Source organism: Vibrio casei (genome assembly GCF_002218025.2).
Taxonomy (GTDB): Bacteria; Pseudomonadota; Gammaproteobacteria; order Enterobacterales; family Vibrionaceae; genus Vibrio; species Vibrio casei.
This window is the reverse complement of sequence record NZ_AP018680.1, coordinates 2,370,776-2,397,318: the sequence shown is the minus strand read 5'-3', so window position 1 is coordinate 2,397,318 and position 26,543 is coordinate 2,370,776. Positions and strand designations below refer to the sequence as shown.

Sequence of the window (26,543 nt, the reverse complement as noted above, 5' to 3'; positions counted from 1 at the left end):
TGGCTCCCGATTTAATAAGCATCAGTAACGATTTAAAGGCGCATTGTGGTTAAAGTGAAAGTTCAAGATATGGGGAAAGGCTTTCAAGGTTGGATCAGTACACCTGCTCCTGAAGTGATTTACGATCGCCAGTTAGTTTGGTTAGCATTTGCTTTAATGCTGTCTGGATTGGTGATGGTGACATCGGCATCATTCCCAATTAGTACTCGTTTAACGGGGGGACCATTTCATTTCATGATCCGCCATGCTGTATTTTTATTTCTAGCGCTATGCTCTGCGGTTGTCGTTATACAGATCCCATTAGAACGTTGGATGAAATACAGTACACATTTACTGTTATTGTCACTGGCTTTATTACTCATTGTATTGCTGACAGGGCATTCGGTGAATGGTGCGTCTCGTTGGATACCTTTAGGTTTATTTAACCTTCAACCGGCGGAAGTGGCTAAGTTATCTCTGTTTGTCTTTATGTCTAGCTATTTAGTGCGTAAAAGTGATGAAGTTCGAGGCTCGTTTTTCGGCGGATTTATTAAACCTATCATTGTTTTTGCTTGCTTGGCCGTGTTATTGCTTGCCCAACCTGACCTAGGTACTGTGGTTGTTATGCTCGTGACTTTATTTGGCATGTTATTTATTGCAGGGGCAAAATTAACACAATTTATCTCTTTGTTATTTGTTGGTGTGGCAGCCGTGACCTTGCTGATTTTGGCTGAGCCATATCGAATGCGTCGTATGACATCCTTTTGGAACCCTTTTGAAGATCCATTTGGAAGTGGTTATCAATTAACACAATCTTTAATGGCTTTTGGTCGTGGGGATTGGTTTGGTCAGGGCTTAGGTAACTCGATTCAAAAATTAGAGTACCTGCCTGAAGCGCATACCGATTTTGTTTTTGCTGTGGTTGCTGAAGAGCTAGGTTTTGCTGGTGTTGTACTCATTCTCTTGCTGATTTTTACGTTGGTATATAAAGCATTACTTATAGGCAGAAAAGCGTTGGAATCTGGTGAGTTGTTTGGTGGATTCTTAGCCATTAGTATCAGTATCTGGTTTGCTTTTCAAACTTTGGTTAATGTTGGGGCTGCGGCCGGTATTGTTCCAACAAAAGGCTTAACTTTACCTTTGATCAGTTATGGTGGTTCAAGCTTAATTATCATGACCGTTGCGGTGGCCTTATTGCTACGAATTGATTATGAATGTCGACTGTCAGCATTAAAAAAAACAAGGTTACAGCCTCAACCGGCTTCAAATGATACCAAAAAAAAATTGGAAAATAATGAAACAGAATAAGCGATTATTAGTCATGGCTGGTGGTACGGGAGGACATGTCTTTCCTGCTATTGCGGTGGCGAAACAATTACAACAGCAAGGCTGGGAAATTCGTTGGTTAGGTACCCCTGATCGAATGGAAGCCGATTTGGTTCCCCAATATGGTATCGATATTGATTTTATTAAAGTAAAAGGCTTGCGTGGGCAAGGTTTTCTAAGGTTAATTAAAGCCCCTTTTCAAATTATCAATGCGATCGCTCAGGCAAGAAAACATATTAAAGCTTGGCAACCTGATGTCGTGCTTGGGATGGGAGGCTATGTGAGTGGCCCCGGCGGTGTAGCGGCTTGGTTATCTGGAATACCTGTCGTTTTGCACGAACAAAATGCGGTGGCAGGTTTAACGAATCAGTGGTTATCAAAAATTGCTAAACGAGTGATGCAAGCGTTTCCAGGTGCTTTTCCTCATGCAGAAGTTGTGGGTAATCCTGTTCGTCAGGATGTTGTTAATATCGCTTCTCCAACACAGCGATTTACTGAACGAACAGGTCCAATCCGAATTTTAGTGATGGGGGGAAGCCAAGGTGCCAGAGTGTTAAATACAACGTTGCCTCCTGTAATGAAATCACTAGGGAATGACTTCACGATTCGCCATCAAGCGGGTAAAGGTCAACAGCAAATGGTCGAAGGCCTATACCAAGATAATTCGGTGAGTAATTTTGAAGTGACCGAATTTATCGATGATGTCGCACAAGCTTATGCATGGGCAGATTTATTGGTGTGTCGTTCAGGAGCATTAACAGTATCTGAAGTCTCTGCCGCGGGGGTTGGTGCTATTTTTATCCCTTTTATGCATAAAGATCGTCAGCAAGCTTTAAATGCCGAACATTTAGTCCAATGTGGTGCGGCATTAATGATTGAACAGCCCGAATTAACAGAGCAAGGTTTAGTTGATCAAATAAAAAAATTGGATAGAACGGTACTACAAGAGATGGCAGAAAAAGCAAAAACTGCTGCTATTACCGATGCTGATACCCGAGTTGCAGCTGCCATTATTGCTGTCAGTCAAGATTGAGAATAAATTCATGTTAACAAAACAAAACCCGAACTTATCCGAATTACGTTCTATTGTCCCTGAAATGCGTCGAGTGAAAAGCATCCACTTTGTGGGGATTGGTGGCGCAGGCATGAGTGGGATTGCCGAAGTCTTATTGAATGAAGGGTATGAGATTAGTGGGTCAGATATGGCAGATAACGTCGTTACTGAACGCTTAAGATCTAAAGGTGCTACGATTTATTTTGGACACCAAGCCAGTAATATTGAAAAAGCAAGCGTCGTAGTAGTTTCGACCGCTATCTCTAGTGAAAATGCTGAGCTTATTGCGGCCAAAAAACTACGCATTCCTGTTGTTCGTAGAGCGGAAATGCTCGCAGAGTTAATGCGTTTTCGGCATGGTATTGCGGTTGCCGGAACTCATGGTAAAACCACGACCACGGCACTTGTGACTCAAATTTATTTTGAGGCAGGACTCGATCCAACGTTTGTAAATGGTGGCCTGGTAAAAAGTGCAGGTACTAATGCACGCTTAGGTTCAAGCCGATACTTAATTGCAGAAGCCGATGAAAGTGATGCGTCTTTTCTTCATTTGCAACCTATGGTGAGTATTGTCACCAACATTGAAGCTGACCATATGGATACTTATGGTGGCGACTTTGAAATCTTAAAACAAACCTTCATTGAGTTTTTGCATAACTTACCATTCTATGGTCAAGCGATTGTTTGTATCGATGATCCTGTTGTACGTGAATTAATTCCACGTATTAGCCGTCAAGTCATTACTTATGGTTTCTCAGAAGATGCAGATGTGAGAATTGTTAATTATCACCAAACAGGTCAACAAGGTAATTTTACCGTTATGCGTCAAGGACGAGCTGATCTTGATATTACGTTAAATATTCCGGGTAAACATAACGCATTGAATGCTTCCGCGGCGATAGCGGTTGCAACGGAAGATGATATTGCCGATCAAGCGATTATTCGAGCACTGGTTAGCACACAGGGAACAGGACGTCGTTTTGACCATCTTGGTGAATTTGATACGGGTAATGGTCATGCGATGTTAGTGGATGACTATGGACACCACCCTAGTGAAGTGGATGTGACCATTCAAGCGGCACGTTCGGGGTGGCCTGACAAACGATTGGTGATGATTTTCCAGCCACATCGTTATAGCCGGACTCGTGATCTTTATGATGACTTTGCTAATGTATTAGAAAAAGTGGATGTATTGGTTATGCTGGATGTTTATGCGGCGGGAGAGAAGCCGATAGCCGGTGCGGATGGCCGATCGTTATGTCGCACTATCCGTAGTCGTGGGAAAATTGACCCCATTTTTGTACCAGATATTAATAAATTACCCTCAACATTAGCTAATTTATTAGAAAATAATGATTTAATCTTGACGCAAGGGGCTGGTGATGTTGGTAAAGTAGCCAAAAAATTAGCCGATTTTGAACTTAATATCGTTAAGATGAAAGTCACGAGTTAGTAAAATAGATACGACTTGTGTTGGAAGTCAACGATTAGGTCAGTATAATCCTAGCTAATTGTGCATTTTTAAGATAAATATTGTGATTAGCATCGATTAATGGACATTTAATGAATATTTTAGAGTTTATCTGCTAACTATGAATATTACGGCAGAGCAGCCGCAGAAGAGGCAGCCCCTACCATCAATGCCAACTAAAGACCAATGGAGTGGTGGTTTTTTTTTGTTATTGGTTATTGTTGGTATCTCTGCGTTAATTTATTCGACGTTTTCCTGGATGACTGATGAGCAGCGGTTACCCTTATCACACTTGATGGTTGAAGGTGATTTACATCATGTAAGTCCTAAAGATGTACAAATAGCTTTAGCAAGTTTGTCTCATATAGGGACATTTATGACTCAAGATGTGAACGAGCTTCAGAAAGTGTTAAAAACGGTTCCTTGGGTCGCTCAAATATCTATTCGCAAACAATGGCCTGATCTTGTGAAGGTTTATATTGTTGAACATAAAGCCTCTGCCATTTGGAATGGTAATGCTTTATTAAACAAATCAGGTGATGTGTTTAATGGACGTCCAAATGATGTCATTGATAATATGGTCAATTTATATGGACCAGATGGTTCCAGTGAAAAAGTGTTAGATGTTTGGAAATTAAGCAGTGAAAAGCTAGCACCATTAGGTCGCACTATTACTTCAGTGGTACTTAATGAACGCCTTGCATGGCAAATTATTTTAGACAATGGTATTCGTTTAGAGCTTGGTAAAGATGCTCGTGATGACCGTTTAAATCGATTTATAAAACTATACAGTCGCCTAGGTGACAAAGCTGAGCAAGTCAGCTATATCGATCTTCGATACGATACTGGAGCTGCCATTGGGTGGATTCCAGATGATGATTCAGCACAAGAGAGAAATAAATGACGAAGACCGCAGAAGGAAACATTGTCGTTGGTCTGGATATTGGCACTGCAACGGTATCAGCATTAGTCGGCGAGGTCCTACCCGATGGACAAATTAACATTATTGGTGCTGGGACTAGCCCATCTCATGGGATGGATAAAGGCGGTGTAAACGATCTTGAATCGGTAGTGAAATCAGTGCAAAGAGCCATTGATCAAGCTGAGTTGATGGCTGAATGTCAGATCACAAGTGTTTACCTTTCTCTTTCAGGAAAACATATTGCTAGCCGAATTGAAAAAGGTATGGGCGCTATTTCTGAAGAAGAAGTATCCCAAGATGACATGGATAGAGTTATCCATACGGCAAAATCCATTAAAATTGGGGAAGAGCAGCGTATTTTGCATGTCATTCCTCAAGAGTTCACAATTGATTACCAAGAAGGGATAAAAAACCCACTTGGTTTATCTGGTGTTAGAATGGAAGTAAGCGTTCACCTAATTTCATGCCATAATGATATGGCAAAGAATATTATTAAAGCGGTTGAACGTTGTAATTTAAAAGTTGAGCAATTGATTTATTCAGGCTTAGCTTCAAGTAATGCCGTTATTACTGACGACGAGAGAGAACTGGGCGTTTGTGTCATTGACATCGGTGCCGGCACGATGGAATTATCGATTTGGACGGGTGGTGCGCTGCGTCACACAAAAGTATTCTCTTATGCAGGGAATGCCGTCACAAGTGATATCGCATTTGCATTTGGTACGCCTGTCAGCGATGCTGAAGAGATAAAAGTAAAATTTGGTTGCGCGCTGAGCGAATTAGTTAGTAAGGATGATACCGTTAATGTTCCAAGTGTTGGTGGCCGTCCTTCTCGGAGTTTGCAGCGTCAAACTTTAGCAGAAGTGATAGAACCCCGATATACTGAATTGATGGGTATGGTTAATCAAACTATTGATTCGGTTCAAGCAAAGTTGCGCGAAGATGGTATTAAGCATCATTTAGCGGCAGGTGTTGTTTTAACTGGTGGCGCGTCACAAATTGAAGGATTAGTGGAATGTGCAGAACGCGTATTCCGTAACCAAGTAAGAATTGGTAAACCCCTAGAAGTCAGAGGGTTAACTGACTACGTTAAAGAGCCATATCATTCAACGGCGGTTGGATTATTACATTACGCCAAAGACAGCCAGTTTTATGATGAGGGTGAATATCAGCACACGACGCCGAAGAAACATTCGGGAACATCGATTGCTGAATTCATTCAAAAGCTACGTAATTGGATACAAAAAGAGTTTTAACCTGAGGCGAACAGGAAGAAACGGAGAAAACACATGTTTGAACCGATGATGGAAATGTCTGACGATGCTGTAATTAAAGTCGTTGGAGTAGGTGGTGGTGGTGGTAACGCCGTAGAACACATGGTACGTGAATCCATCGAAGGGGTGGAATTCATTAGTGTGAACACGGATGCTCAAGCACTTCGTAAAGTTAGTGTGAGTAATGTTATCCAAATTGGTGGCGATATCACTAAAGGTCTAGGTGCAGGTGCTAATCCGCAAGTAGGTCGTGATTCTGCACTAGAAGATCGTGAAGCAATTAAAGCAGTTTTAGCTGGTGCTGATATGGTCTTTATTGCTGCGGGTATGGGAGGAGGCACTGGTACTGGTGCAGCCCCTGTTATTGCTGAAGTAGCAAAAGAGTTAGGTATTTTAACTGTTGCTGTTGTGACAAAGCCATTTAGCTTTGAAGGCAAAAAGCGTATGGCTTTTGCTGAGCAAGGTATTGAAGAGCTTTCGAAGCATGTTGATTCATTGATCACCATTCCTAATGAAAAGTTATTAAAAGTATTAGGCCGCGGTATCACTTTGCTTGAAGCATTCGCAAAAGCAAATGATGTATTGAAAAATGCAGTTCAAGGTATTGCAGAGCTTATTACTCGTCCTGGTATGATGAATGTCGACTTTGCTGATGTGCGCACCGTTATGTCTGAAATGGGGCATGCGATGATGGGTAGTGGCGTAGCCACTGGTGAAGATCGCGCTGAAGAAGCAGCGGAAATTGCTATCTCTAGTCCATTGCTTGAAGATATCGATCTTGCAGGAGCACGTGGTGTTTTAGTTAACATTACAGCAGGCTTGGATATGCGTTTAGAAGAGTTTGAAACCGTAGGTAATACGGTTAAAGCCTTTGCTTCTGATAATGCAACGGTCGTTATTGGTACATCACTAGACCCTGATATGACGGATGAAATTCGCGTGACAGTTGTTGCAACTGGTATCGGTAACTCTCATCAACCAGATATCACCTTGGTTAAAGGTGGTACAGTGAAGTCAACGCCAGTTAGTTCAGTACAAGCGGCAGCTCAAGCGCAACCAGCAAAACAAGATGTTGAAGCCGATACGCCTCAACCAATGTTACGCAAAACGCCTTCATCACAGACAAGTACATCGAGTGCTTCAAATAGCAACTCGAATACAGTAAAAAAACCAGATGAAAGTGACAGTGGGTACCTTGATATCCCAGCATTTTTAAGACATCAAGCTGATTGAGTTTCAAACAATTAACTTGATGTGTGTCTAAAATGTGATAGCATATCAGACCAGCCACTACCGTGGCTGTGATATCTGATGTGATTTAGAGGTAAAGTGGATGATTAGACAACGTACTTTAAAAGAAATGGTGAAAACGACTGGTGTGGGTCTCCACTCTGGCCGTAAAGTCACACTTACTCTACGTCCTGCACCCGCTAATACCGGTATCATTTATCGTCGTACGGATTTAAATCCACCAGTGGATTTTCCTTCAGATGCCAATTCAGTACGCGACACTATGTTATGTACTGCGTTAGTGAATGATGAAGGTATTCGTATTTCAACCGTTGAGCATTTAAATGCAGCGTTGGCTGGTATGGGTATCGATAATATTATTATCGAAGTCGATGCTCCTGAAATTCCAATCATGGATGGCAGTGCAAGCCCGTTTGTCTATTTATTACAATCAGCTGGCGTTGAAACCTTAAATGCTGCGAAGCGTTTTATTCGAATTAAAAAACCAGTACGTATTGAAGATGGTGATAAGTGGGCAGAACTTGTTCCTTACGACGGCTTCCGTATGGATTTTGAAATTGAATTTAATCACCCTGCGATTGATTCAGATGAGCAACATATGTTGTTTGATTTTTCATCTCAGGCATTTATTAAAGATATTTCTCGTGCTCGTACTTTTGGTTTTATGCGTGATATCGAGTATTTACAATCTCAGAACCTATGTTTAGGTGGTAGCTTTGATTGTGCTATCGTTTTAGATGAATATCGCATATTGAATGAAGAAGGCTTACGTTTTAGTAATGAATTTGTAACACATAAAGTCCTAGATGCTATTGGTGATCTCTACATGTGTGGTCACAGTATTGTTGGTGAACTCCGTGCTTACAAATCTGGACATGCATTAAATAACCAATTACTTCGTGCTGTTCTTGCTGATCAAGAAGCTTGGGAATGGGCGACTTTTGCCGAAGAAGTAGGCTCTCCAGTTGCATTTGGTGATGTTTTACCGAATACGGTCTTAGCTTAATATAATAGTTACTATTAATATTGAATGAATAAAAAACCAGACTTAAACAGTCTGGTTTTTTGTTTTTAGTGCGTAAGGAAGTTTTAGTTATTTTTTTGGTTTATTTGCCAATCGAGCAAGGCTTTCAAGGCGTAGCTTTAATTTAGGTGAAGCAAGTTCAGATAGCATCAACATAGAATGAGCCGCATCTTGGCTTAACTCATGGTATTTATATATTTTCTTTTTTTCTTTTACAGACTCTGCACGATATAAATCAGGATTCACTTTAAACTCGATCCCTACTAATTTTGAAAACCCAGCAGAGCGCAGTTCCGATAAAATTCGAATCCGTTCATAATTAAGCTTCATTTGAAGAGAGGCATTTGCCACTTCGATTAATAATTGGCTTTGTCTAACATTTGCTGCTCGGCAATAATCCAACATATTTGGAGAGATAATCGTTTTTAAAGCAGCATTGATTGCTAATATTTCACTGACGTGTTGAGTGAATTTTTTTAAGCTAGAGTCTTCAATTAAATTTTGTGTCAGCTTGGGGCGATGGTCTCGCATGGTGTAACCTCATTAGCCTAATACAATGAATCATTAATATTATTATGAGTTATTAGAAGTGAATCATGTCAAAAAACCTATTTTTAATCAAAAAAAATGAGGATGAACGCAAACTAAGGTTATTGTAGATAGAAGATGAGTGAATAATCCCATACTATACCAAGGTCACTTGTTTTTAGTCTTGAAAATGGGCTTGATTGGCACCATATGACAAGTAGACCTAATTTATCTCAGTATTCTTAGTATTGAGCTGTGAGAAACCAAAAGCAGAAGATCCGAAAGATCAGGAAGAGAGATTCATAAATAATGTTAACTAAGTTACTGACCAGTGTCATTGGCAGCCGTAATGATCGTACATTACGCCAGCTAAGAAAAATCGTAAATCAAATTAATAGTTTTGAGCCTGAATATGAGTCACTCAGTGATGAGCAACTTCAGCATAAAACCATAGAATTCCGTGAACGCTATGAGAGCGGTGAAACATTAGATAAGTTGTTACCTGAAGCATTTGCTACGGTACGTGAAGCATCAAAGCGTATCTATGGTATGCGTCACTTTGATGTGCAGCTTATTGGCGGTATGGTTCTAAATGCCGGAAAAATTGCAGAAATGCGAACTGGTGAAGGTAAGACATTAACGGCAACCTTATCGGCTTACTTGAATGCATTGGCGGGTAAAGGTGTCCATATTATTACTGTCAATGACTACCTAGCCAAGCGAGATGCGGAGACGAACCGAGAATTGTTTGAATTTTTAGGGATGACTGTTGGCATTAATGTGCCGAATATGATTCCTGTGGAGAAAAAAGCGGCTTACCAATGTGATATTTTGTATGGCACAAACAATGAATTTGGTTTTGACTATTTGCGTGACAATATGGCATTTCGTCCAGAAGATCGCGTGCAACGTGAACGCTTTTTCGCAGTTATCGATGAAGTTGACTCCATCTTAATTGATGAAGCTCGTACTCCTCTTATTATTTCAGGCCCAGCAGAAGACAGTTCAGATTTATACACCCGTATTAACACTCTTATTCCTCACCTTGAACGTCAAGAAGAGGAAGATACGGAAGAATATCGTGGTGATAAACATTACACCGTTGATGAAAAGGCCAAACAAGTACATATGACGGAAACCGGTCAGGAGTTCGTTGAAGAGTTATTAATCAAAAATGGCCTAATGGAGGAAGGGGATACCTTATACTCACCTGCCAATATTAGTCTTTTACATCATGTGAGTGCCGCATTACGTGCACATGTATTGTTTGAAAAAGATGTTGATTACATCGTGAAAGATGGCGAAATTATCATTGTTGACGAACATACGGGACGTACTATGCCTGGTCGTCGTTGGTCTGAAGGATTACACCAAGCTGTTGAAGCAAAAGAAGGTGTTCAAATTCAAAATGAAAACCAAACCCTTGCCTCTATTACTTTCCAGAATTACTTCCGTCTATATGAAAAACTATCGGGAATGACAGGGACAGCAGACACAGAAGCTTTCGAATTCCAATCTATTTATGGCCTCGATACGGTCGTTATTCCAACGAACCGACCAATGATTCGTGATGATATGCCCGATGTGGTTTATCGTACTGAAGCGGATAAGTTTACAGCCATTATTGAAGATATTAAAGATCGAGTGGCTAAAGGGCAGCCGATTCTGGTTGGTACTGTATCGATTGAAAAGTCAGAATTGCTTTCTAATGCATTAAAAGCGGCAAAAATTAAACATAATGTTTTGAATGCTAAGTTCCATGAACAAGAAGCTGAAATTGTTGCTCAAGCAGGTACACCTGGCGCGGTAACGATTGCAACCAACATGGCCGGTCGTGGTACTGATATTAAGCTCGGTGGAAGCTGGGAAAATGAAGTTGAAAAACTTGCTGAATCTCAAGGTTCTCAACCAACCGAAGAGCAAGTAGCCCAGATTAAAGCTCAATGGCAAAAGGTGCATGATGCTGTACTTGCGTCAGGTGGCTTACATATCATAGGTACAGAACGTCATGAATCTCGTCGTATCGATAACCAGTTACGTGGTCGTTCTGGTCGTCAAGGTGATGCTGGTTCATCCCGTTTCTATTTATCGATGGAAGATTCTCTTTTACGAATTTTCACTTCCGAGCGTATGGCTGGCTTAATCCAAAGCGGTATGGAAGAAGGGGAAGCGATTGAAAGTCGCATGCTTTCACGCTCCATTGAAAAGGCACAACGTAAAGTTGAAGGGCGTAACTTTGATGTTCGTAAGCAGCTACTCGATTATGATGATGTGGCCAATGATCAACGTAAAGTGGTTTATGAGCTTCGTGATGAATTGATGAGCGCTGAAGACATCAGTGAAATGCTAGAACAAAACCGGTCGGATGTATTAACGTCTGTTTTTCATCAGTATATACCGCAGCAGTCACTTGATGATATGTGGGATGTAAAAGGCCTTGAAGAGCGTTTACAAGCTGATTTTGATTTACCGCTTACGATTCAATCATGGTTAGATGCAGATGATAAATTGTATGAAGAAGTTCTTTTAGAGCGTGTTATTTCTGAAGCGAATACTCTTTATAAAGAGAAAGAAGAAGCGGTTGGCTCTGAAGTGTTACGCAACTTTGAACGTCAAGTGATGCTTCAAACTTTGGATACGTTATGGAAAGAACACCTTGCAGCGATGGATCATCTTCGTCAAGGTATTCATTTACGTGGCTATGCACAAAAAGACCCTAAACAAGAATTTAAACGTGAATCGTTTGAATTGTTTGGTGAGCTATTAGATAGTTTGAAGTTTGATGTTATTTCTACGCTCAGTCGTGTTCGTGTTCAAAAGCAAGAAGAAGTTGAGCGTATGGAAGAACAGCGTCGAGTTCAAGCAGAAGAAGCCTCTCGTCGTCAGCTGTTTCAACATGAGTCAGCCGAAGGTATCGATAGTGAGACTGCTGAAGCAGGTGCACATCAGCCTTCAGTGCGTGATGAACGTAAAGTGGGTCGTAATGAACCTTGCCCTTGTGGTTCAGGTAAAAAATATAAACAATGTCACGGTAAAATTTAGTTTATGATACCGGACATAAAAAGGCCGCAGTGATGCGGTCTTTTTGTATGGAAAATAACATTTTAAGTATTCGAGATTTTGTAAAAGGAATAGCAACATTTATGGCGCGTTTACACATTGTGGCAGGCATCATTTTAAATGAGAAAAAAGACCAAATTTTCATTACCAAGCGACCAGAGAAACTGCATAAAGGTGGTTTTTGGGAATTTCCTGGTGGCAAAGTTGAAGCAGATGAATCGGCAGAGCAAGGTTTGGTGAGAGAACTACAAGAAGAAATCGACATTACGGCTAAAAAAATCGAATTATTCGAACATTTTGATTTTGATTATACAGACAAAAGTTTAACGTTCGATTTCTTCCTTGTCTTGAGTTTCGACGGTAATCCGTATGGTAAAGAAGGGCAAGAAGGTAAGTGGGTTACCATTCGTGATTTAAAAGATTACCGCTTCCCAGAAGCAAATGAACCAGTATTAGAGAAAGTGATTAAGCATTTTACTTGCTAATGCTAATATTTCACTTGTTCATTTAGAGGTGACGTTAAAGCCTACTCTGCTGGGCTTTATTTGTTTGTTTTATCCTTCAGACCAACCATCAGAATCCGACATATCGGGCGCACCTGGGATAGCTTTTTCTTCATCGGCCCATTCACCAAAATCAATCATTTGACATTGCTTACTGCAAAAGGGGCGATAAGGGCTGACTTCTCCCCAAATAACATCGGTTTTACACGTTGGACACTTTACTATAGTGGTTTTTTTAGGCGCGAGTGTGGTCATAATAAAACTCTATTGAGAACTTAAAGTACGATGGAGAATATCCAAGTGTTTTCGACATTTTAACAGATAGCAAGTGGATTCATAGATAGAAAGTTGATTAACAGATCGCGAGTTTAAATTCGATATCTTGACTATAAGCCATTCCCGTTTCAAAGCTCATAAATTTAATCGCAAAGCGGTTTTTATGGCCTGAAATCATAGGGTAAATCCCTAAGTCTAAGGGGATATCTAAGCGTAATATGTTCGCTTCTTCGGCATCACTTTGAAAAAAACCATTACGGGCCACTTGCGGTTTATAAAGTCCAATCTCACGGATAAGCTTAAGTAATAGGGCTAAAGCATTGTGCAGAGGCTCTAGAGTATTGGTCCATATTTTTGCATCATACAAACGTTTTTCTAAAGGTAAATGAAGCCAGTAATGCAACGCTGGTAAATCAAAACAACACGTCCCCCCTGGTAAATTAAAGCGTTGTCGGATGGCACTAAGAAATCGCTCTTCTTTTAATGATTGCCCAAAGCGTTCTGCCGACATCAGGTTTCGGAAATTGTCATCAATATCGTTGAGCACATTATCGAGAATTGCTTGGTCTACACCCGGTACGTTTGCCCAGCTTTTAAACGTTAACTTCTGCTTTTCGAGATCTTTTGTGAGCTCTGATTTAATGTGGATTTGTTCAAACAAATCCATTAAGTCAAACAGTGATCGAAAGAACAGTTGATAATCGAGTGGCGCTTCAAAGCCAGCAGATTTATGCAATTGCCTCATGAGCGATTCAACTCTAAGATAAATTCGTACTTTCTCTGTTAATGGATGTTCGAACTTCAGCATAATTATTTCAAACTATTTGTGATTAATGACTAGTGTAGCTCTATTGTCACAGAAACGGTTGAGTTAATGCTAGGTACTTTTTGTGTAATTCTGTAATTTGAGATAAAAGTTGCTGCTTTCTTTGTTGATTTAATGCGGAATCGTTATTGATGACATCATCGGCGAGCGCTAAACGCTCCTCTCGCGATGCTTGTGCGGTTAAAATAGCACGAACTTGTTTTTCGGATACTTGGTCTCGTTGACAAGTTCTTTTTACTTGAGTTTCAGGCGATACATCAATAACCAATAAACGATCGATCGTTTTATGCCAGCCATTTTCAATTAACAATGGAACGACTAGCAATGCATAAGGAGAGGTGGTTTGTGAAAGCAGAAGATCAATACGTTGACGGATCAGTGGGTGCAATAGATCATTTATCCATTGCTTTTCTTCAGGTTTACTGAAAATACATTCTCTTAATTTTGTGCGATTCAATGTACCTTGTGGGGTTAAAATATCGTTACCAAAATGGGAGTGAATGGCAAGTAAACCCGGAGTGCCAGGTTCAACAACTTCTCTAGCTACAATATCTGCATCAACAATATCAATTGAAAATTCTTGCTCAAATAAATTCGCAATGGTGGTTTTTCCACTGCCTATTCCGCCTGTTAAGCCAACAATCATGCTTTTTCTCCTTACATGCTTAGCATATTGTTAAGGTACCAAGAGATTAAATCATTGCCCCAGATTAAACAAAACCATCCAGCAATGGCGAGGTATGGACCAAATGGAAATGCTTTTTCAATCCCTTTGTTTTGTAATCGAAGTTGTATCAATCCAAAGACTAAACCGACAACAGAAGAGAGTAATATGATTAAAGGTAATTGTTGCCACCCTAGCCAAGCCCCTAATGCGGCGAGTAATTTGAAATCACCATAACCCATCCCTTCTTTTCCTGTTAATAATTTAAATGCCCAAAAAATGGTCCATAAAAATAAATAGCCAGCGATGGCACCAATAACTGCATCGTATAAAGATACGGGGCTGATTTGAAATAGGGAAAGCACCAGTCCGCCCCACATCAATGGTAAGGTGAGCTGGTCGGGTAATAACATCGTATCAAGATCGATAAAGGTGGCAGAGACCAAAGTAAAAGTGAAAAACAATAAGGCAAAACCATACCAATCCGCCGGGAAAAACAGACCAATGACTACGCATAATAGGGCTGTCAGTAATTCAATTGCGGGATAACGGGCACTGATTGGATTGTCGCACTTATGACACTTTCCTTTGAGAAGAAGCCAGCTCATCACTGGAATATTGTCAATGGCACGAATTTGTGTGTTGCATTTTGGACAACGAGAGCGAGGGGTATTTAAATTAAAAGGTTTATTGAGGTTCTCGAGTTCTTTTTTAACGTCAGGATCACGTTGAAGTTGGGGAAAGCATTCAATGCAGTCTTTTTTCCATTCTCTTTCCATCATGATGGGTAAACGATGAATGACAACATTTAAAAAGCTGCCGATAAGTAAACCAAATATCCCAGCTAGAATAGGAAAAAGAGAAGGATAATAGTCAAAAATAATCATTGAATTGGTACAACCTTAAAGAACCGCAAAGTAGAGGTGTGTTTAGAATACACTAGCCATCTTAAAGATGGGAAGGTAAAGAGACACCACGAGCCCCCCGACAACAACACCAAGAAAGACAATGATAACAGGCTCAATGATTTTACCTAAATTATCGACAGTATTGTCGACTTCGAACTCATAAATTGCCGCTACTTTGTTGAGCATATCATCCAAATTGCCAGATTCTTCACCAATCATCACCATTTGCAGTACCATTTCAGGAAACGCATCGGCATTGCGCATGGCGATGTACATAGGCATTCCAGCCGCAGTATCTTTATGGACTTGCTCGATAGCGACTTGATAATGTAAGTTGCCCGAGGTTTTTGCCGTGGTTAATAAACTGGTTAAAATTGGAATGCCTGCATTAAAGCTGGTGGCAAGAGTTCGGCTGAACTTTGCAATGGCCGCTTTGGTAAACACCCCTCCAAGGACGGGCATATTCAATGCCATTCGACTGGTTTTTAAGCGAAAAGAAAACGATCGTTTACGGGCTTCTTTAATACAAAAAATCAATATAAAGATGGCTGCCATCATCATGAATAAGTAACTTTGGATAAAATGAGATAGATTAACGACCTGTTGAGTAAACCAAGGCAGTTCTGCGCCCATGCTGCTAAACATGGTTTCAAACTCTGGGATCACCATGGTGAGCATGAGTATTGATACTATTGTCGCGACCGATATAACCATCGCGGGGTATATCATGGCTTTAATCACTTTAGACCGCAGCTCTTCACTTTTTTCTCGATAGGTGGCTAAGCGTTCAAATACTTCGGCTAAGTTGCCCGTTTGCTCACCTGTCGCGACTAAGTCACAAAAGAAGTCATCAAAAAAAGGGCTGCTAGCATGCAAGGCTTTGGAAATGGGGGTTCCGGCTTCTACTTGGGTACAAATTTGAGACAAAATGGATTTCATTTCCGCTTTACGTTGACTGTCGGAAATGAGTTTGAATGATTGAACAATGGGTACGCCCGTGGTCAACATGGTGGCGAGTTGTCTGGTTAATATCGTGATGTCTTTACGTTTTACTTTATGGCTCATTTTGGCAAAAATCGACACGCTGCGACGTTTGAGTTTTTTGATTTGTACGCGCTGCTCTTTCAGCTTGTTGCGCACTTCACTCTCATTAATCGCCAATATTTGCCCTGACACTTTTTTGCCAGAGTTATTAATACCTCGCCATTGAAAGTTTTTGAGCGCCGGCGCTTTAAGTGTCGATGTGGTAGCCATGAGTGAATGGTTCCTGTGATCGTTGGAAATAATGGGTGAACGGCGTTGAGCAAATTACTGTGTGCCATGTGTTGTTAATTAGAAATACAGTACGCGTTGTAATTCCGCAAAACTGGTGACTCCTTGCTTCAAGTTGTCGATTCCTGATTGGCGCAGAGTCGACATGCCTTGCTTTACCGCAATCATTTCAATGTCGTTTGCCGATGCTTTTTTAATAACGGCATTAGCCAGCTCGGTGCTAAAAGGCATGACTTCATAAATACCGACCCGACCTGAGTAACCCCCGGTACATTCTGGGCAGCCTTGTTTAGTGGCTTGGTAAATCACCACATCATTAGGAATATTGAATTTGCTGCGCAATGCTTCTGGGAAGTTATCGGTTTTTTTACAATGTTTGCATAAACGACGGGCGAGGCGTTGGGCAATGATTAAGGTTAATGAAGAAGCTAAATTAAAGGCTTCAATCCCCATGTTAGATAAGCGCACCACGGTTTCTGATGACGAATTAGTGTGCAAGGTTGATAGTACTAAGTGCCCAGTTTGCGCTGCTTTTATGGCTATTTCGGCGGTTTCTAAATCACGAATTTCACCCACCATTACCACATCGGGATCTTGGCGTAAAAATGCCCGTAAAGCAGCCGCAAAGGTAAAACCTATTTTTGGTTTTACTTGTACCTGATTGATGCCGGTTAAGTTGATTTCAACGGGATCTTCTGCGGTGGAAATATTTTTATCCGGTGAGTTTAAGATGCGTAGCCCAGTATAAAGTGATACCGTTTTGCCGCTTCCGGTTGGACCGGTCATTAAAATCATGCCTTGCGGTTGTTGCAGGGCGTCGAGGTACAATTTCTTTTGCGCGTCACTGTAGCCGAGTTTATCAATATTGAGATTGGCGGCGCTGCTGTCGAGTAAGCGCAATACAATTTTTTCCCCCCACAATGTTGGGAGCGTTGATACTCGCATGTCGATGGCCGTTGCGGGGTTCAAGCGAATTTTTATTCGGCCATCTTGGGGGAGGCGGCGCTCGGCAATATCCAGCTTGGATAATATTTTAATCCTTGCGGCTAAACGTCGGCCTAAGTGTGGCGCTGGGCGGTTGGTTTCTATTAAGATACCATCGCAACGCAGACGAACACGGTAAATGTCTTCATACGGTTCAAAGTGAATATCAGAAGCGCCTTTGCGCACCGCATCGAGTAAAATCTGGTTAATGAATCGGCTGACTGGCGCTTCATCTTGGCTTAAATCTTCGGTTTCTTGTATTTCATCACTGCCGACTTCAACGAGGTTGGCCAGCTCATCTTGGGTAATGTCTTTGCCTTGTGCACTCTCTGAATTCACACTGCGACCGTACAAACGGCGAATGGCGCCTTCTAGCTCTTTGCAATCGGCAAGGATTAACTCAATTTGTTTGCCGGTGGCAAAGCGGAAATCATCTTCGACACTGGTGTTGGTGGGGTCGGATACCGCAATCAGTACACCGTGGTTGTCCACTTGCAATGGCAGAACTTGGTGATTGGTGATTAAGTCTCGTAAACCCAGTTGTTGGCAAACTTCGGCATAACCGTAATGTTCAAGGTGAGCTTGCGGCAGGGCAAAGAGGTGGCAAAGGTGTTGTAATAAATCTTGGCTAGTTAGAAAACCAGCGTCCACGCAAGCCACGAGGACGCTTTTGTTATCGTTAAGAACGCTGCTCACCACCATTTGCTCTTGCTCGTGAGTCAAGAGATCTGCTTGGCGTAAAATGGAGGCGAGGTTAGTGTTCATTTTAGAGGTTACTTATTACAAGATTTGGGTAATTCATCACCGTGTTTAGTTTTAGTTGCCGCATCGAATCCACAGGTCCAACCTTCATCGGTTTTAGCTAAACTGATAACTGTGCCACTAAGTGAACCTCCGGTATATGTGAAGGTTAAGGTTTTAGTTGATTGATTCAGTCCTAAGGTACCTAAGGAGTTCATATCTGTAGATGCACCTGCTTCAGAAATAGCACTTGGAAATGCTGCATTTTCTTGTTCAAACATATCAACATTGGTGAGTAATGAACGTACTGTTGATAAGCCTGTTGCAGCCTCAGCTTTAACTACATAATTTTTATAAGCAGGAATTGCAATCGCAGATAGCACACCAATGATCGCAACCACGATCATCAATTCAATTAACGTAAAGCCTTTTTGTAATTTCTTTTTACCTTGTTGGAACTGTTTCATTTTCATCTCCATGAATAAAGTAATGTTTCGCGAGGAATCATAAGAACAATGGGGATAAAGAAAAATTGCGCTTAAACACATGTTCGAGTCAGGTTGAATACTGAATGTGTTGTTACATTGCAACGATAAATCATTGCGATCAGGTTAATGAAATTGGTGTATGGTGTGTGCTTTTTGACCGTTTGTTGACGGATGTAAAATCTGGATTTACTGTGAGGTTGAATAGGGGAATGCGATGGAAATCACTAGGTTATAAGGTATTTTATGTTTTATTTTTTTGAGAAATATCCCGGAGTACTTTTCGTCGCAATCCGGGATAGAAGGCGGTTTGGGTTTATCCGATGACTCTCATCGATAAATCCATGGCGTTAATATGTTTGGTTAATGCCCCAACAGAAATGTAATCGACGCCAGTTTTAGCGTATTCATTTAGCGTTTCAAGCGTAATGTTACCGGAGTTTTCTAACGCGGCTTGGCCTGTGGTTAGGCCATTTTCTTGGCCAATTTTTTTGTTCAGCTCTACCGCTTCTATCATCATGGTTTTCGTGAAATTATCCAGCATGACAATGTCGGCACCGGCACGAATCGCACGTTCGAGCTCATTAAGGGACTCTGTTTCTACTTCTACTGGTTTACCCGGATTAAGCTGCTTGGCGGTCGCAATCGCTTGTTCAATGCCGCCGCAAGCAATGATGTGGTTTTCTTTAATTAAGTAGGCATCAAATACGCCGATGCGGTGATTAAAACCACCCCCACAAGTAACGGCATATTTGAGAGCGCTTCGCAGGCCGGGAATGGTTTTTCGTGTGTCTAATAAGCGGCAATCGGTACCAGCTAATTTTTTGACATAATCTGCGGTGAGTGAGGCGCAGCCAGAAAGGGTTTGAATAAAGTTCATCGCATTACGCTCACCAGTCAACAGTGCGCGTGATGGGCCTGAGAGCGTACAAAGCGTTTGGTTCGGTTCAACACAATCACCATCTTCGACGTGCCAGTCAATATTGACTTGTCCGCCAAGTTGTTTGAATACTTCATCGGCCCATGCTTTACCACAAAAAACACCATGTTCTCGGGTAATGATGGTTGCGGTGTTGGTGGCGTCAACTGGAATTAAACTGGCCGTAATATCAGCATTGGGATCAAGCGTGCCACCTAAGTCTTCTTTTAAAGCATCACTAACCATACGAGTGATTTCGGTTGGAAGTTGTTGCTTCAGGTATTCAAGGCGAGACTGAGAGTCGTGAGTGGTTTTCATGAGGCGAGATCCATTGAAGTTTTCGATGTAGCTATAATACTGCAAGGAAAAAAGATAATCGACAACGGAAATACAATTACCACACACTGCATGAAAATCCCTGATAGCGCTTCGTCTCTTTGCTTCACCGTGTATTTGTTTTACTCTAAACCTCTTTCCTAGCTAGTCATTACCATTTACTTCTGAAGGTTCACCTTATGGTCATTACCCCCGAGCACTGGCTTGAAAACGTCAAACACATACCATCCTCATTTTTTGATGAGCGTCCCATTGCGGACGATGGAGACGTTACCTCTATCTCTTTGCTGGTGGTGCATAACATTAGCTTGCCACCGGGTCAGTATGGTGGACCTTATGTGGAGCAGTTTTTTACGGGCAAGTTAGATCCTAATGAATATCCTTTTTTTAAGGTGATTCATCAGATGCGCGTCTCTGCGCATTGCTTTATACGTCGAGATGGCGAGATTATTCAGTTTGTTCCCTTTAACGCCAGAGCGTGGCATGCCGGGAAATCGAGTTTTTCTGGTGTGGAAAATTGCAATGATTATTCCATCGGAATTGAATTAGAAGGGACCGATTTTGATGTCTACACAGAGGCTCAATATCAGTCGTTAATGGAGATAACTCAAGTGTTGATGACGCATTACCCTGAGATAACATTACCGAGGATCACCGGCCATCAATACATCGCTCCCCAAAGAAAAACCGATCCTGGGCTTGGGTTTGATTGGCGAAAATTTAGAGCCTTAATGACATCGAACTGATAGGCGTGTAAAGCGAATTTTCGTAATAAGAAGCCTCGTAATATATCCAACCTACACTGACTCTTAATGCCATTTCACTTATGGTGAATATTATTCCACCTTGACCGATGTCACACTTTCATCAAAAAAATGATTTAAAAACGCACGACATGATTCATTTTATCTCTAACCATTAAATGGTCTTACCAATATTATTAGTGTTTTAAGTGGCTTTTGTTAATGCAGGGTTAAACGCTTATCGCATCTTGACCTAAATCAAGTTTTGACTGGACAGTGGTGTTGGGTTTAGGTAAAATTTTTGGTGATCGTGGTAATTGGTATTACCAATTTACAACCACCCATTTACAACAATGAGTGAAAAGATAAATTAATCATGGCTTATCAAAGGATTCGTCAGCCTAAACTTTCTGATGTGATTGAACAGGAAATTGAAAGGTTGATTTTAGAAGGCACGCTTTCCCCGGGGCAACAATTGCCACCAGAGCGGGAGCTAGCAAAGCAGTTTGATGTGTCTCGCCCTTCGATTCGTGAAGCGATTCAACGCTTGGAAGCCAAACGTCTTTTAACTCGTAAACAAGGTGGTGGCACGTTTGTTAGTGATTCTTTATGGACATCTTTTTCTGATCCTTTGCTAGAGTTGTTGTCGACGCATTCTGAAACGCAACTCGATTTACTTGAATCTCGTCATGCGATGGAAGGAATATCAGCCTATTTTGCGGCCCTACGAGGGACAGAAGAGGACTTTGAACGTATTTCTCAGTGCCAAAAAGAAGTCGAGAAAGCGATTGAAAATAAAGACGTGAAGCAAGAATCTAGCGCAGTGATGCAAGTCCTAATTGCTATCTCTGAAGCGGCTCACAATGTGGTGTTGTTGCATATTGTTCGTAGCCTTGCTCCGTTATTACAACAAAACGTATTACAGAATTTAGAATTACTTCATCGTCGTGATGAGGTGGTAGAAAAGGTGAGTCATCACCGCGCCAGCATTGTTCAAGCGATCCTTGAGCGTGAGCCAGAAAAGGCCCGTAAAGCATCGCATGCACACTTGGCTTACATTGAAGAGACCTTGCTGGATTTGACTCGAGAAGAGAGTCGTCGCGAGCGTTCATTGCGCCGAATTCAACAAGCCAACGAATCATAAGACCGGTTAAGCATTAGCGTGTTTTATAAAAAAATAAGCTTGCTAATACACCATAGTCTGACAAACCAACAAAAGGATAGATCGCCATGTCTGAAGTCATGAATAATGACGTTGATGCACTGGAAACTCAAGATTGGTTAGAAGCCCTTGAATCAGTGGTACGTGAAGAAGGTGTAGAACGCGCTCAATATTTATTAGAGCAAGTTCTTGATAAAGCACGTTTAGGTGGTGTTGATATGCCAACGGGCATTAACACAAACTACATAAACACCATTCCACCAACGCAAGAAGCGGCATATCCTGGTGATATCACCATTGAGCGTCGTATTCGTTCGATCATTCGTTGGAATGCCATCATGATCGTATTGCGTGCATCGAAAAAAGATTTGGATCTTGGCGGCCACATGGCGTCTTACCAATCTGCGGCTTCTTTCTACGAAGTTTGTTTCAACCATTTCTTCCGTGCTCCAAATGCAACGGATGGTGGTGATTTAGTCTATTACCAAGGTCATATTTCTCCAGGGATTTATGCACGTGCATTCGTTGAAGGTCGTTTAACTGAAGATCAGCTAAACAACTTCCGTCAAGAATCAACCGGTAACGGCTTGCCTTCTTACCCGCATCCAAAATTATTGCCTGAATTCTGGCAGTTCCCAACGGTATCTATGGGCTTAGGTCCAATGGCTGCTATCTATCAAGCTCGCTTCTTGAAGTACTTGAACGGTCGTGGTCTTAAAGATACAACCAACCAACGTGTTTACGCGTTCCTTGGTGATGGTGAGATGGATGAGCCAGAATCACGCGGTGGTATTTCTTTCGCTTCACGTGAAGGGCTTGATAACTTATGTTTCCTTATCAACTGTAACTTACAGCGCCTTGATGGCCCAGTTATGGGTAATGGTAGCATTATTCAAGAACTTGAAGGTCTGTTCAAAGGCGCAGGTTGGAATGTAATTAAAGTTATCTGGGGTAGCAATTGGGATGCTCTACTTGCGAAAGATACCACAGGTAAATTACTGCAATTGATGAACGAAACCGTTGATGGCGATTACCAAACCTTTAAATCAAAAGATGGTGCTTACGTTCGTGAACACTTCTTTGGTAAGTACCCTGAAACAGCAGCACTTGTTGCTGATATGACTGATGACGAAATCTTCGCGCTTAAGCGTGGTGGTCATGATTCATCTAAACTATTCTCTGCATTCAAATCTGCTCAAGAAACCAATGGTAAGCCAACGGTTATCCTTGCTAAAACTGTTAAAGGTTACGGTATGGGCGAAGCTGCAGAAGGTAAAAATATTGCACACGGCGTGAAGAAAATGGACATGACACATGTTCTTTATTTACGTGACCGTTTAGGTCTGCAAGACATCTTATCTGATGAGAAAGTAAAAGAACTTCCTTATCTAACTCTTGAAGAAGGTTCTGCTGAGCACACTTACTTACACGCTCGTCGTGATGCGCTACATGGTTACACACCTGTACGTTTACCTAAGTTTACTCAAGAATTTAAAGTACCTGAATTAAGTGAATTTGATTCATTGTTAGGTGAGCAAAAACGTGACATCTCAACTACGATGGCGTTTGTTCGTACTTTAAATATTCTTCTTAAAGATAAAAACATTGGTAAGAACATTGTTCCTATCATTGCCGATGAAGCGCGTACGTTCGGTATGGAAGGTCTATTCCGTCAAGTGGGTATTTATAACCACCAAGGTCAAGAATACACTCCAGAAGATCGCAGCTTAGTCTCTTACTATAAAGAAGAAACATCAGGCCAAGTTCTACAAGAAGGTATCAATGAGTTAGGTGCTATGTCTTCATGGGTTGCTGCGGCGACTTCATACAGCACCAACGATCTTCCAATGATCCCATTCTATATTTACTACTCTATGTTCGGCTTCCAACGTGTTGGCGATATGGCGTGGATGGCGGGTGACCAACAAGCTCGTGGCTTCCTATTGGGTGCTACTGCTGGTCGTACAACGCTAAATGGTGAAGGTCTACAGCACGAAGATGGTCATTCGCATATTCAAGCGAACACCATTCCAAACTGTATCTCTTATGATCCAACGTTTGCGTATGAGTTAGCGGTAATCATGCAAGATGGTATTCATCGTATGTATGGTCCTGAGCAAGAGAATGTTTACTATTACTTAACCGTGATGAACGAAAACTACCACATGCCAGCCATGCCAGAAGGCGCGGAAGAAGGCATTCGTAAAGGTATCTACAAACTAGAATCTTATACGGGTAGCAAGGCTAAAGTTCAGTTGATGAGCTCTGGTACTATCATGAACGAAGTACGTAAAGCGGCGCAAATCCTAAGTGATGACTACGGTGTTGCTTCTGATGTGTTCTCTGTGACTTCTTTCAACGAATTGACTCGTGATGGTCAAGATGCTGAGCGCTTCAACATGCTTCACCCAGAAGCAGAAGAAAAAGTGGCTTACATCTCAACGGTTCTTGGCTCTGAGCCTGCAATCGCTGCAACGGATTACATGAAAAATTACGCAGAACAAGTTCGTGCTTACATGCCATCTGAGTCTTATAAAGTACTTGGTACTGATGGCTTTGGTCGCTCAGATAGCCGCGACAACTTACGTACTCACTTTGAAGTGAATGCGGGTTATGTTGTGGTTGCAGCTCTGACTGAACTTGCAAAACGTGGCGATATTGAAAAATCAGTGATTGTTGAAGCAATTGCTAAATTCAACATCGACGCAGATAAAATCAACCCGCTATACGCATAATCCAATTGATTGCAGTGGTCTAAATGATCGCTGCAATCAATCTTTTAATAGGAAAGAATAATGACAATCGAAATTAATGTACCTGATATTGGTACCGATGAGGTTGAAGTAACAGAGATTCTTGTTAGCGTTGGCGACAAGGTTGAAGAAGAACAGTCTCTTATTACTGTTGAAGGCGATAAAGCTTCAATGGAAGTACCGGCTCCTCAAGCAGGTATCGTAAAAGAAATCAAAATTAACGTGGGCGATTCCGTATCAACGGGTTCATTTATTATGCTTTTCTCTGAAATAGAGAGCGAAGCGGAAGGCGCAGCAGCGGCTCCAGCTGCAGAAGCACCTAAAGCTGAGTCTGCACCAGTAGCCGCTCCAGCTGCAGCAGAACTAAAAGAAGTTCATGTTCCTGATATCGGTGGTGATGAAGTTGAAGTAACTGAAATCATGGTTGCTATTGGTGACAGCATCGAAGAAGAGCAATCTCTTCTTACTGTTGAAGGCGATAAAGCTTCAATGGAAGTACCAGCACCTTTCGCTGGTGTTCTAAAAGAAATTAAAATCAACGTTGGTGATACCGTTTCAACTGGTTCATTAGTCATGATTTTTGAAGTCGCGGGCTCTGGTTCTGCTCCAGCAGCACCGGCCGCTGAGCAAGCTGCTCCTGCTCAAGCCGCAGCACCTGTTGCATCTGCTTCTAAAGACGTGAACGTACCTGATATCGGCGGTGATGAAGTTGAAGTGACTGAAATTATGGTTGCTGTTGGCGATACAGTAGAAGAAGAGCAATCTCTTATTACTGTTGAAGGCGACAAAGCATCAATGGAAGTTCCTGCACCATTTGCTGGCGTAGTAAAAGAAATCAAAATCAATGCGGGCGATAAAGTATCAACTGGTTCATTGATCATGGTGTTCGAAGTGGCTGGTGCAGCACCTACACCACAAGCGGCTGCACCAGCTCAAGCTGCAGCACCTGCACCGGCTTCAACTCCAGCTCCAGCAGCGGCTCAAGCGCCTGCATCAACTGGTGATTTCCAAGAGAACAATGACTATGCTCATGCCTCTCCAGTGGTTCGTCGTTTAGCGCGTGAGTTCGGTGTTAACCTAGCGAAAGTGAAAGGGTCTGGTCGTAAGAGCCGTATCTTAAAAGAAGATGTACAAAACTTTGTAAAAGAAGCATTGAAACGTCTTGAGTCTGGCGCTGCTGCGGCATCAGGTAAAGGTGACGGCGCTGCACTAGGTCTTCTTCCTTGGCCAAAAGTGGATTTCAGCAAGTTTGGTGACACTGAAGTTCAGAAACTGTCTAAGATTAAGAAGATCTCTGGCGCGAACCTGCACCGTAACTGGGTAATGATCCCGCACGTTACACAGTGGGATAATGCTGATATCACTGCTCTAGAAGCGTTCCGTAAAGAGCAAAATGCAATCGAAGCGAAGAAAGATACTGGCATGAAGATCACACCACTTGTGTTCATCATGAAAGCCGTTGCGAAAGCATTAGAAGCTTTCCCATCGTTCAACTCTTCTCTTTCGGATGATGGCGAAAGCATCATTTTGAAGAAATATGTGAACGTAGGTATTGCGGTTGATACGCCAAATGGCCTAGTGGTTCCTGTATTCAAAGATGTAAACAAAAAAGGTATCTACGAATTATCAGAAGAACTGGCAATAATTTCTAAGAAAGCGCGTTCTGGTAAGCTGACGTCTTCGGACATGCAAGGCGGTTGTTTTACAATTTCTAGCCTTGGTGGTATCGGTGGTACAGCATTCACACCAATCGTGAATGCACCAGAAGTGGGTATCTTAGGTGTTTCTAAATCTGAGATGAAGCCAGTATGGAATGGTAAAGAATTTGAACCACGTCTACAGCTTCCGCTTTCTCTGTCTTACGATCACCGTGTGATCGATGGTGCAGAAGGTGCGCGCTTTATTACTTACCTAAATGGTTGTCTATCAGACATCCGCCGCTTGGTATTGTAATGAAATAAAATAGGGTGGCTCAGCGGCCACCTTATTTTTTGAACAAGATTTTACTGTTACGCGAATAAACTGTATTGATTTTTCACGTAATATGACTCAAGTAAAAAAGAATGTTGTCTAGCTCACAGG

21 protein-coding genes and 1 pseudogene are annotated in these 26,543 nt (G+C 41.8%); 13 read left to right on the top strand and 9 right to left on the bottom strand.

Translation table 11 applies throughout. From position 1 onward, the window contains the following. The first annotated feature begins 69 nt into the window (after window positions 1-69). The 7 genes and pseudogenes from ftsW (at window position 70) to lpxC (ending at window position 8,283) form a co-directional block, all read left to right on the top strand. The gene (gene ftsW, locus VCASEI_RS11170; protein ID WP_086962130.1) at window positions 70-1,287 is read left to right on the top strand and encodes a cell division protein FtsW; all 1,218 of its coding nucleotides are present in this window, start codon (window positions 70-72) and stop codon (window positions 1,285-1,287) included. Beyond that, on the top strand, window positions 1,274-2,338 hold the full coding sequence (gene murG / locus VCASEI_RS11165; protein WP_086961953.1) for an undecaprenyldiphospho-muramoylpentapeptide beta-N-acetylglucosaminyltransferase: 1,065 nt from the start codon (window positions 1,274-1,276) through the stop codon (window positions 2,336-2,338). The genes ftsW and murG overlap by 14 nt, the downstream gene beginning before the upstream one ends. 10 nt (window positions 2,339-2,348) lie before the next feature. Next, window positions 2,349-3,812 (top strand): UDP-N-acetylmuramate--L-alanine ligase, encoded by a 1,464-nt coding sequence (gene murC / locus VCASEI_RS11160; RefSeq protein WP_086961951.1) that lies wholly within the window; start codon window positions 2,349-2,351, stop codon window positions 3,810-3,812. A gap of 139 nt (window positions 3,813-3,951) precedes the next feature. After that, complete coding sequence (locus tag VCASEI_RS11155) at window positions 3,952-4,734, top strand: cell division protein FtsQ/DivIB (RefSeq protein WP_086961949.1); 783 nt, start codon at window positions 3,952-3,954, stop codon at window positions 4,732-4,734. Then, entirely contained in the window at window positions 4,731-6,008 is a 1,278-nt protein-coding gene (gene ftsA, locus VCASEI_RS11150; protein ID WP_086961947.1) for a cell division protein FtsA, read from the top strand. Before VCASEI_RS11155 ends, ftsA begins: the two co-directional genes overlap by 4 nt. A gap of 33 nt (window positions 6,009-6,041) precedes the next feature. Continuing rightward, window positions 6,042-7,053, top strand: a pseudogene (gene ftsZ / locus VCASEI_RS11145) (cell division protein FtsZ); the annotation flags it as partial. Window positions 7,054-7,359: 306 nt separating this feature from the next. Then, the gene (gene lpxC, locus VCASEI_RS11140) at window positions 7,360-8,283 is read left to right on the top strand and encodes a UDP-3-O-acyl-N-acetylglucosamine deacetylase (RefSeq protein WP_086961944.1); all 924 of its coding nucleotides are present in this window, start codon (window positions 7,360-7,362) and stop codon (window positions 8,281-8,283) included. A gap of 87 nt (window positions 8,284-8,370) precedes the next feature. Here the strand turns inward: lpxC and VCASEI_RS11135 are convergent, their stop codons facing one another. After that, a complete protein-coding gene (locus tag VCASEI_RS11135) occupies window positions 8,371-8,832 on the bottom strand; it encodes a DUF721 domain-containing protein (protein WP_086961942.1) in 462 nt (153 codons plus the stop codon). A 306-nt stretch (window positions 8,833-9,138) separates the two neighbouring features. Between VCASEI_RS11135 and secA the strand changes: the two genes are divergently transcribed. Further along, entirely contained in the window at window positions 9,139-11,871 is a 2,733-nt protein-coding gene (secA, locus tag VCASEI_RS11130) for a preprotein translocase subunit SecA (protein ID WP_086961940.1), read from the top strand. A 101-nt stretch (window positions 11,872-11,972) separates the two neighbouring features. Further along, on the top strand, window positions 11,973-12,374 hold the full coding sequence (gene mutT, locus VCASEI_RS11125; protein WP_086961938.1) for an 8-oxo-dGTP diphosphatase MutT: 402 nt from the start codon (window positions 11,973-11,975) through the stop codon (window positions 12,372-12,374). 69 nt (window positions 12,375-12,443) lie between these two features. Here the strand turns inward: mutT and yacG are convergent, their stop codons facing one another. From yacG to nadC, 8 genes are all read right to left on the bottom strand, one after another. After that, a complete protein-coding gene (gene yacG / locus VCASEI_RS11120; RefSeq protein ID WP_086961936.1) occupies window positions 12,444-12,647 on the bottom strand; it encodes a DNA gyrase inhibitor YacG in 204 nt (67 codons plus the stop codon). Between the two features lie 97 nt (window positions 12,648-12,744). Then, window positions 12,745-13,482 (bottom strand): cell division protein ZapD, encoded by a 738-nt coding sequence (gene zapD / locus VCASEI_RS11115; protein WP_086961935.1) that lies wholly within the window; start codon window positions 13,480-13,482, stop codon window positions 12,745-12,747. Between the two features lie 40 nt (window positions 13,483-13,522). Beyond that, complete coding sequence (coaE, locus tag VCASEI_RS11110; protein WP_086961933.1) at window positions 13,523-14,140, bottom strand: dephospho-CoA kinase; 618 nt, start codon at window positions 14,138-14,140, stop codon at window positions 13,523-13,525. Window positions 14,141-14,151: 11 nt separating this feature from the next. Continuing rightward, the gene (locus tag VCASEI_RS11105; protein WP_086961931.1) at window positions 14,152-15,045 is read right to left on the bottom strand and encodes a prepilin peptidase; all 894 of its coding nucleotides are present in this window, start codon (window positions 15,043-15,045) and stop codon (window positions 14,152-14,154) included. A gap of 42 nt (window positions 15,046-15,087) precedes the next feature. Continuing rightward, window positions 15,088-16,320, bottom strand: a complete 1,233-nt coding sequence (locus tag VCASEI_RS11100) for a type II secretion system F family protein (protein ID WP_089110775.1) — start codon at window positions 16,318-16,320, stop codon at window positions 15,088-15,090. Between the two features lie 78 nt (window positions 16,321-16,398). Next, window positions 16,399-18,087 carry a type IV-A pilus assembly ATPase PilB gene (gene pilB, locus VCASEI_RS11095; protein WP_086961927.1) on the bottom strand — a complete coding sequence of 563 codons (1,689 nt, stop codon included), beginning with the start codon at window positions 18,085-18,087 and terminating at the stop codon, window positions 16,399-16,401. An 8-nt stretch (window positions 18,088-18,095) separates the two neighbouring features. Continuing rightward, window positions 18,096-18,530, bottom strand: coding sequence for a pilin (locus VCASEI_RS19775; RefSeq protein WP_086961926.1), 435 nt, complete (start codon window positions 18,528-18,530; stop codon window positions 18,096-18,098). Between the two features lie 334 nt (window positions 18,531-18,864). Beyond that, window positions 18,865-19,785, bottom strand: a complete 921-nt coding sequence (gene nadC, locus VCASEI_RS11085) for a carboxylating nicotinate-nucleotide diphosphorylase (RefSeq protein WP_086961924.1) — start codon at window positions 19,783-19,785, stop codon at window positions 18,865-18,867. A 197-nt stretch (window positions 19,786-19,982) separates the two neighbouring features. Here nadC and ampD point away from each other — a divergent pair, with 197 nt between their 5' ends. The 4 genes from ampD to aceF all read left to right on the top strand — a co-directional run bounded on the left by ampD (window position 19,983) and on the right by aceF (window position 26,414). Then, window positions 19,983-20,549, top strand: a complete 567-nt coding sequence (ampD, locus tag VCASEI_RS11080) for a 1,6-anhydro-N-acetylmuramyl-L-alanine amidase AmpD (protein WP_086961922.1) — start codon at window positions 19,983-19,985, stop codon at window positions 20,547-20,549. A 373-nt stretch (window positions 20,550-20,922) separates the two neighbouring features. Then, window positions 20,923-21,690, top strand: a complete 768-nt coding sequence (gene pdhR / locus VCASEI_RS11075) for a pyruvate dehydrogenase complex transcriptional repressor PdhR (RefSeq protein WP_086961920.1) — start codon at window positions 20,923-20,925, stop codon at window positions 21,688-21,690. Window positions 21,691-21,776: 86 nt separating this feature from the next. After that, entirely contained in the window at window positions 21,777-24,443 is a 2,667-nt protein-coding gene (gene aceE, locus VCASEI_RS11070; protein WP_086961918.1) for a pyruvate dehydrogenase (acetyl-transferring), homodimeric type, read from the top strand. 60 nt (window positions 24,444-24,503) lie between these two features. Continuing rightward, complete coding sequence (gene aceF / locus VCASEI_RS11065) at window positions 24,504-26,414, top strand: pyruvate dehydrogenase complex dihydrolipoyllysine-residue acetyltransferase (protein WP_089110776.1); 1,911 nt, start codon at window positions 24,504-24,506, stop codon at window positions 26,412-26,414. The last annotated feature ends 129 nt before the right edge of the window (window positions 26,415-26,543 follow it).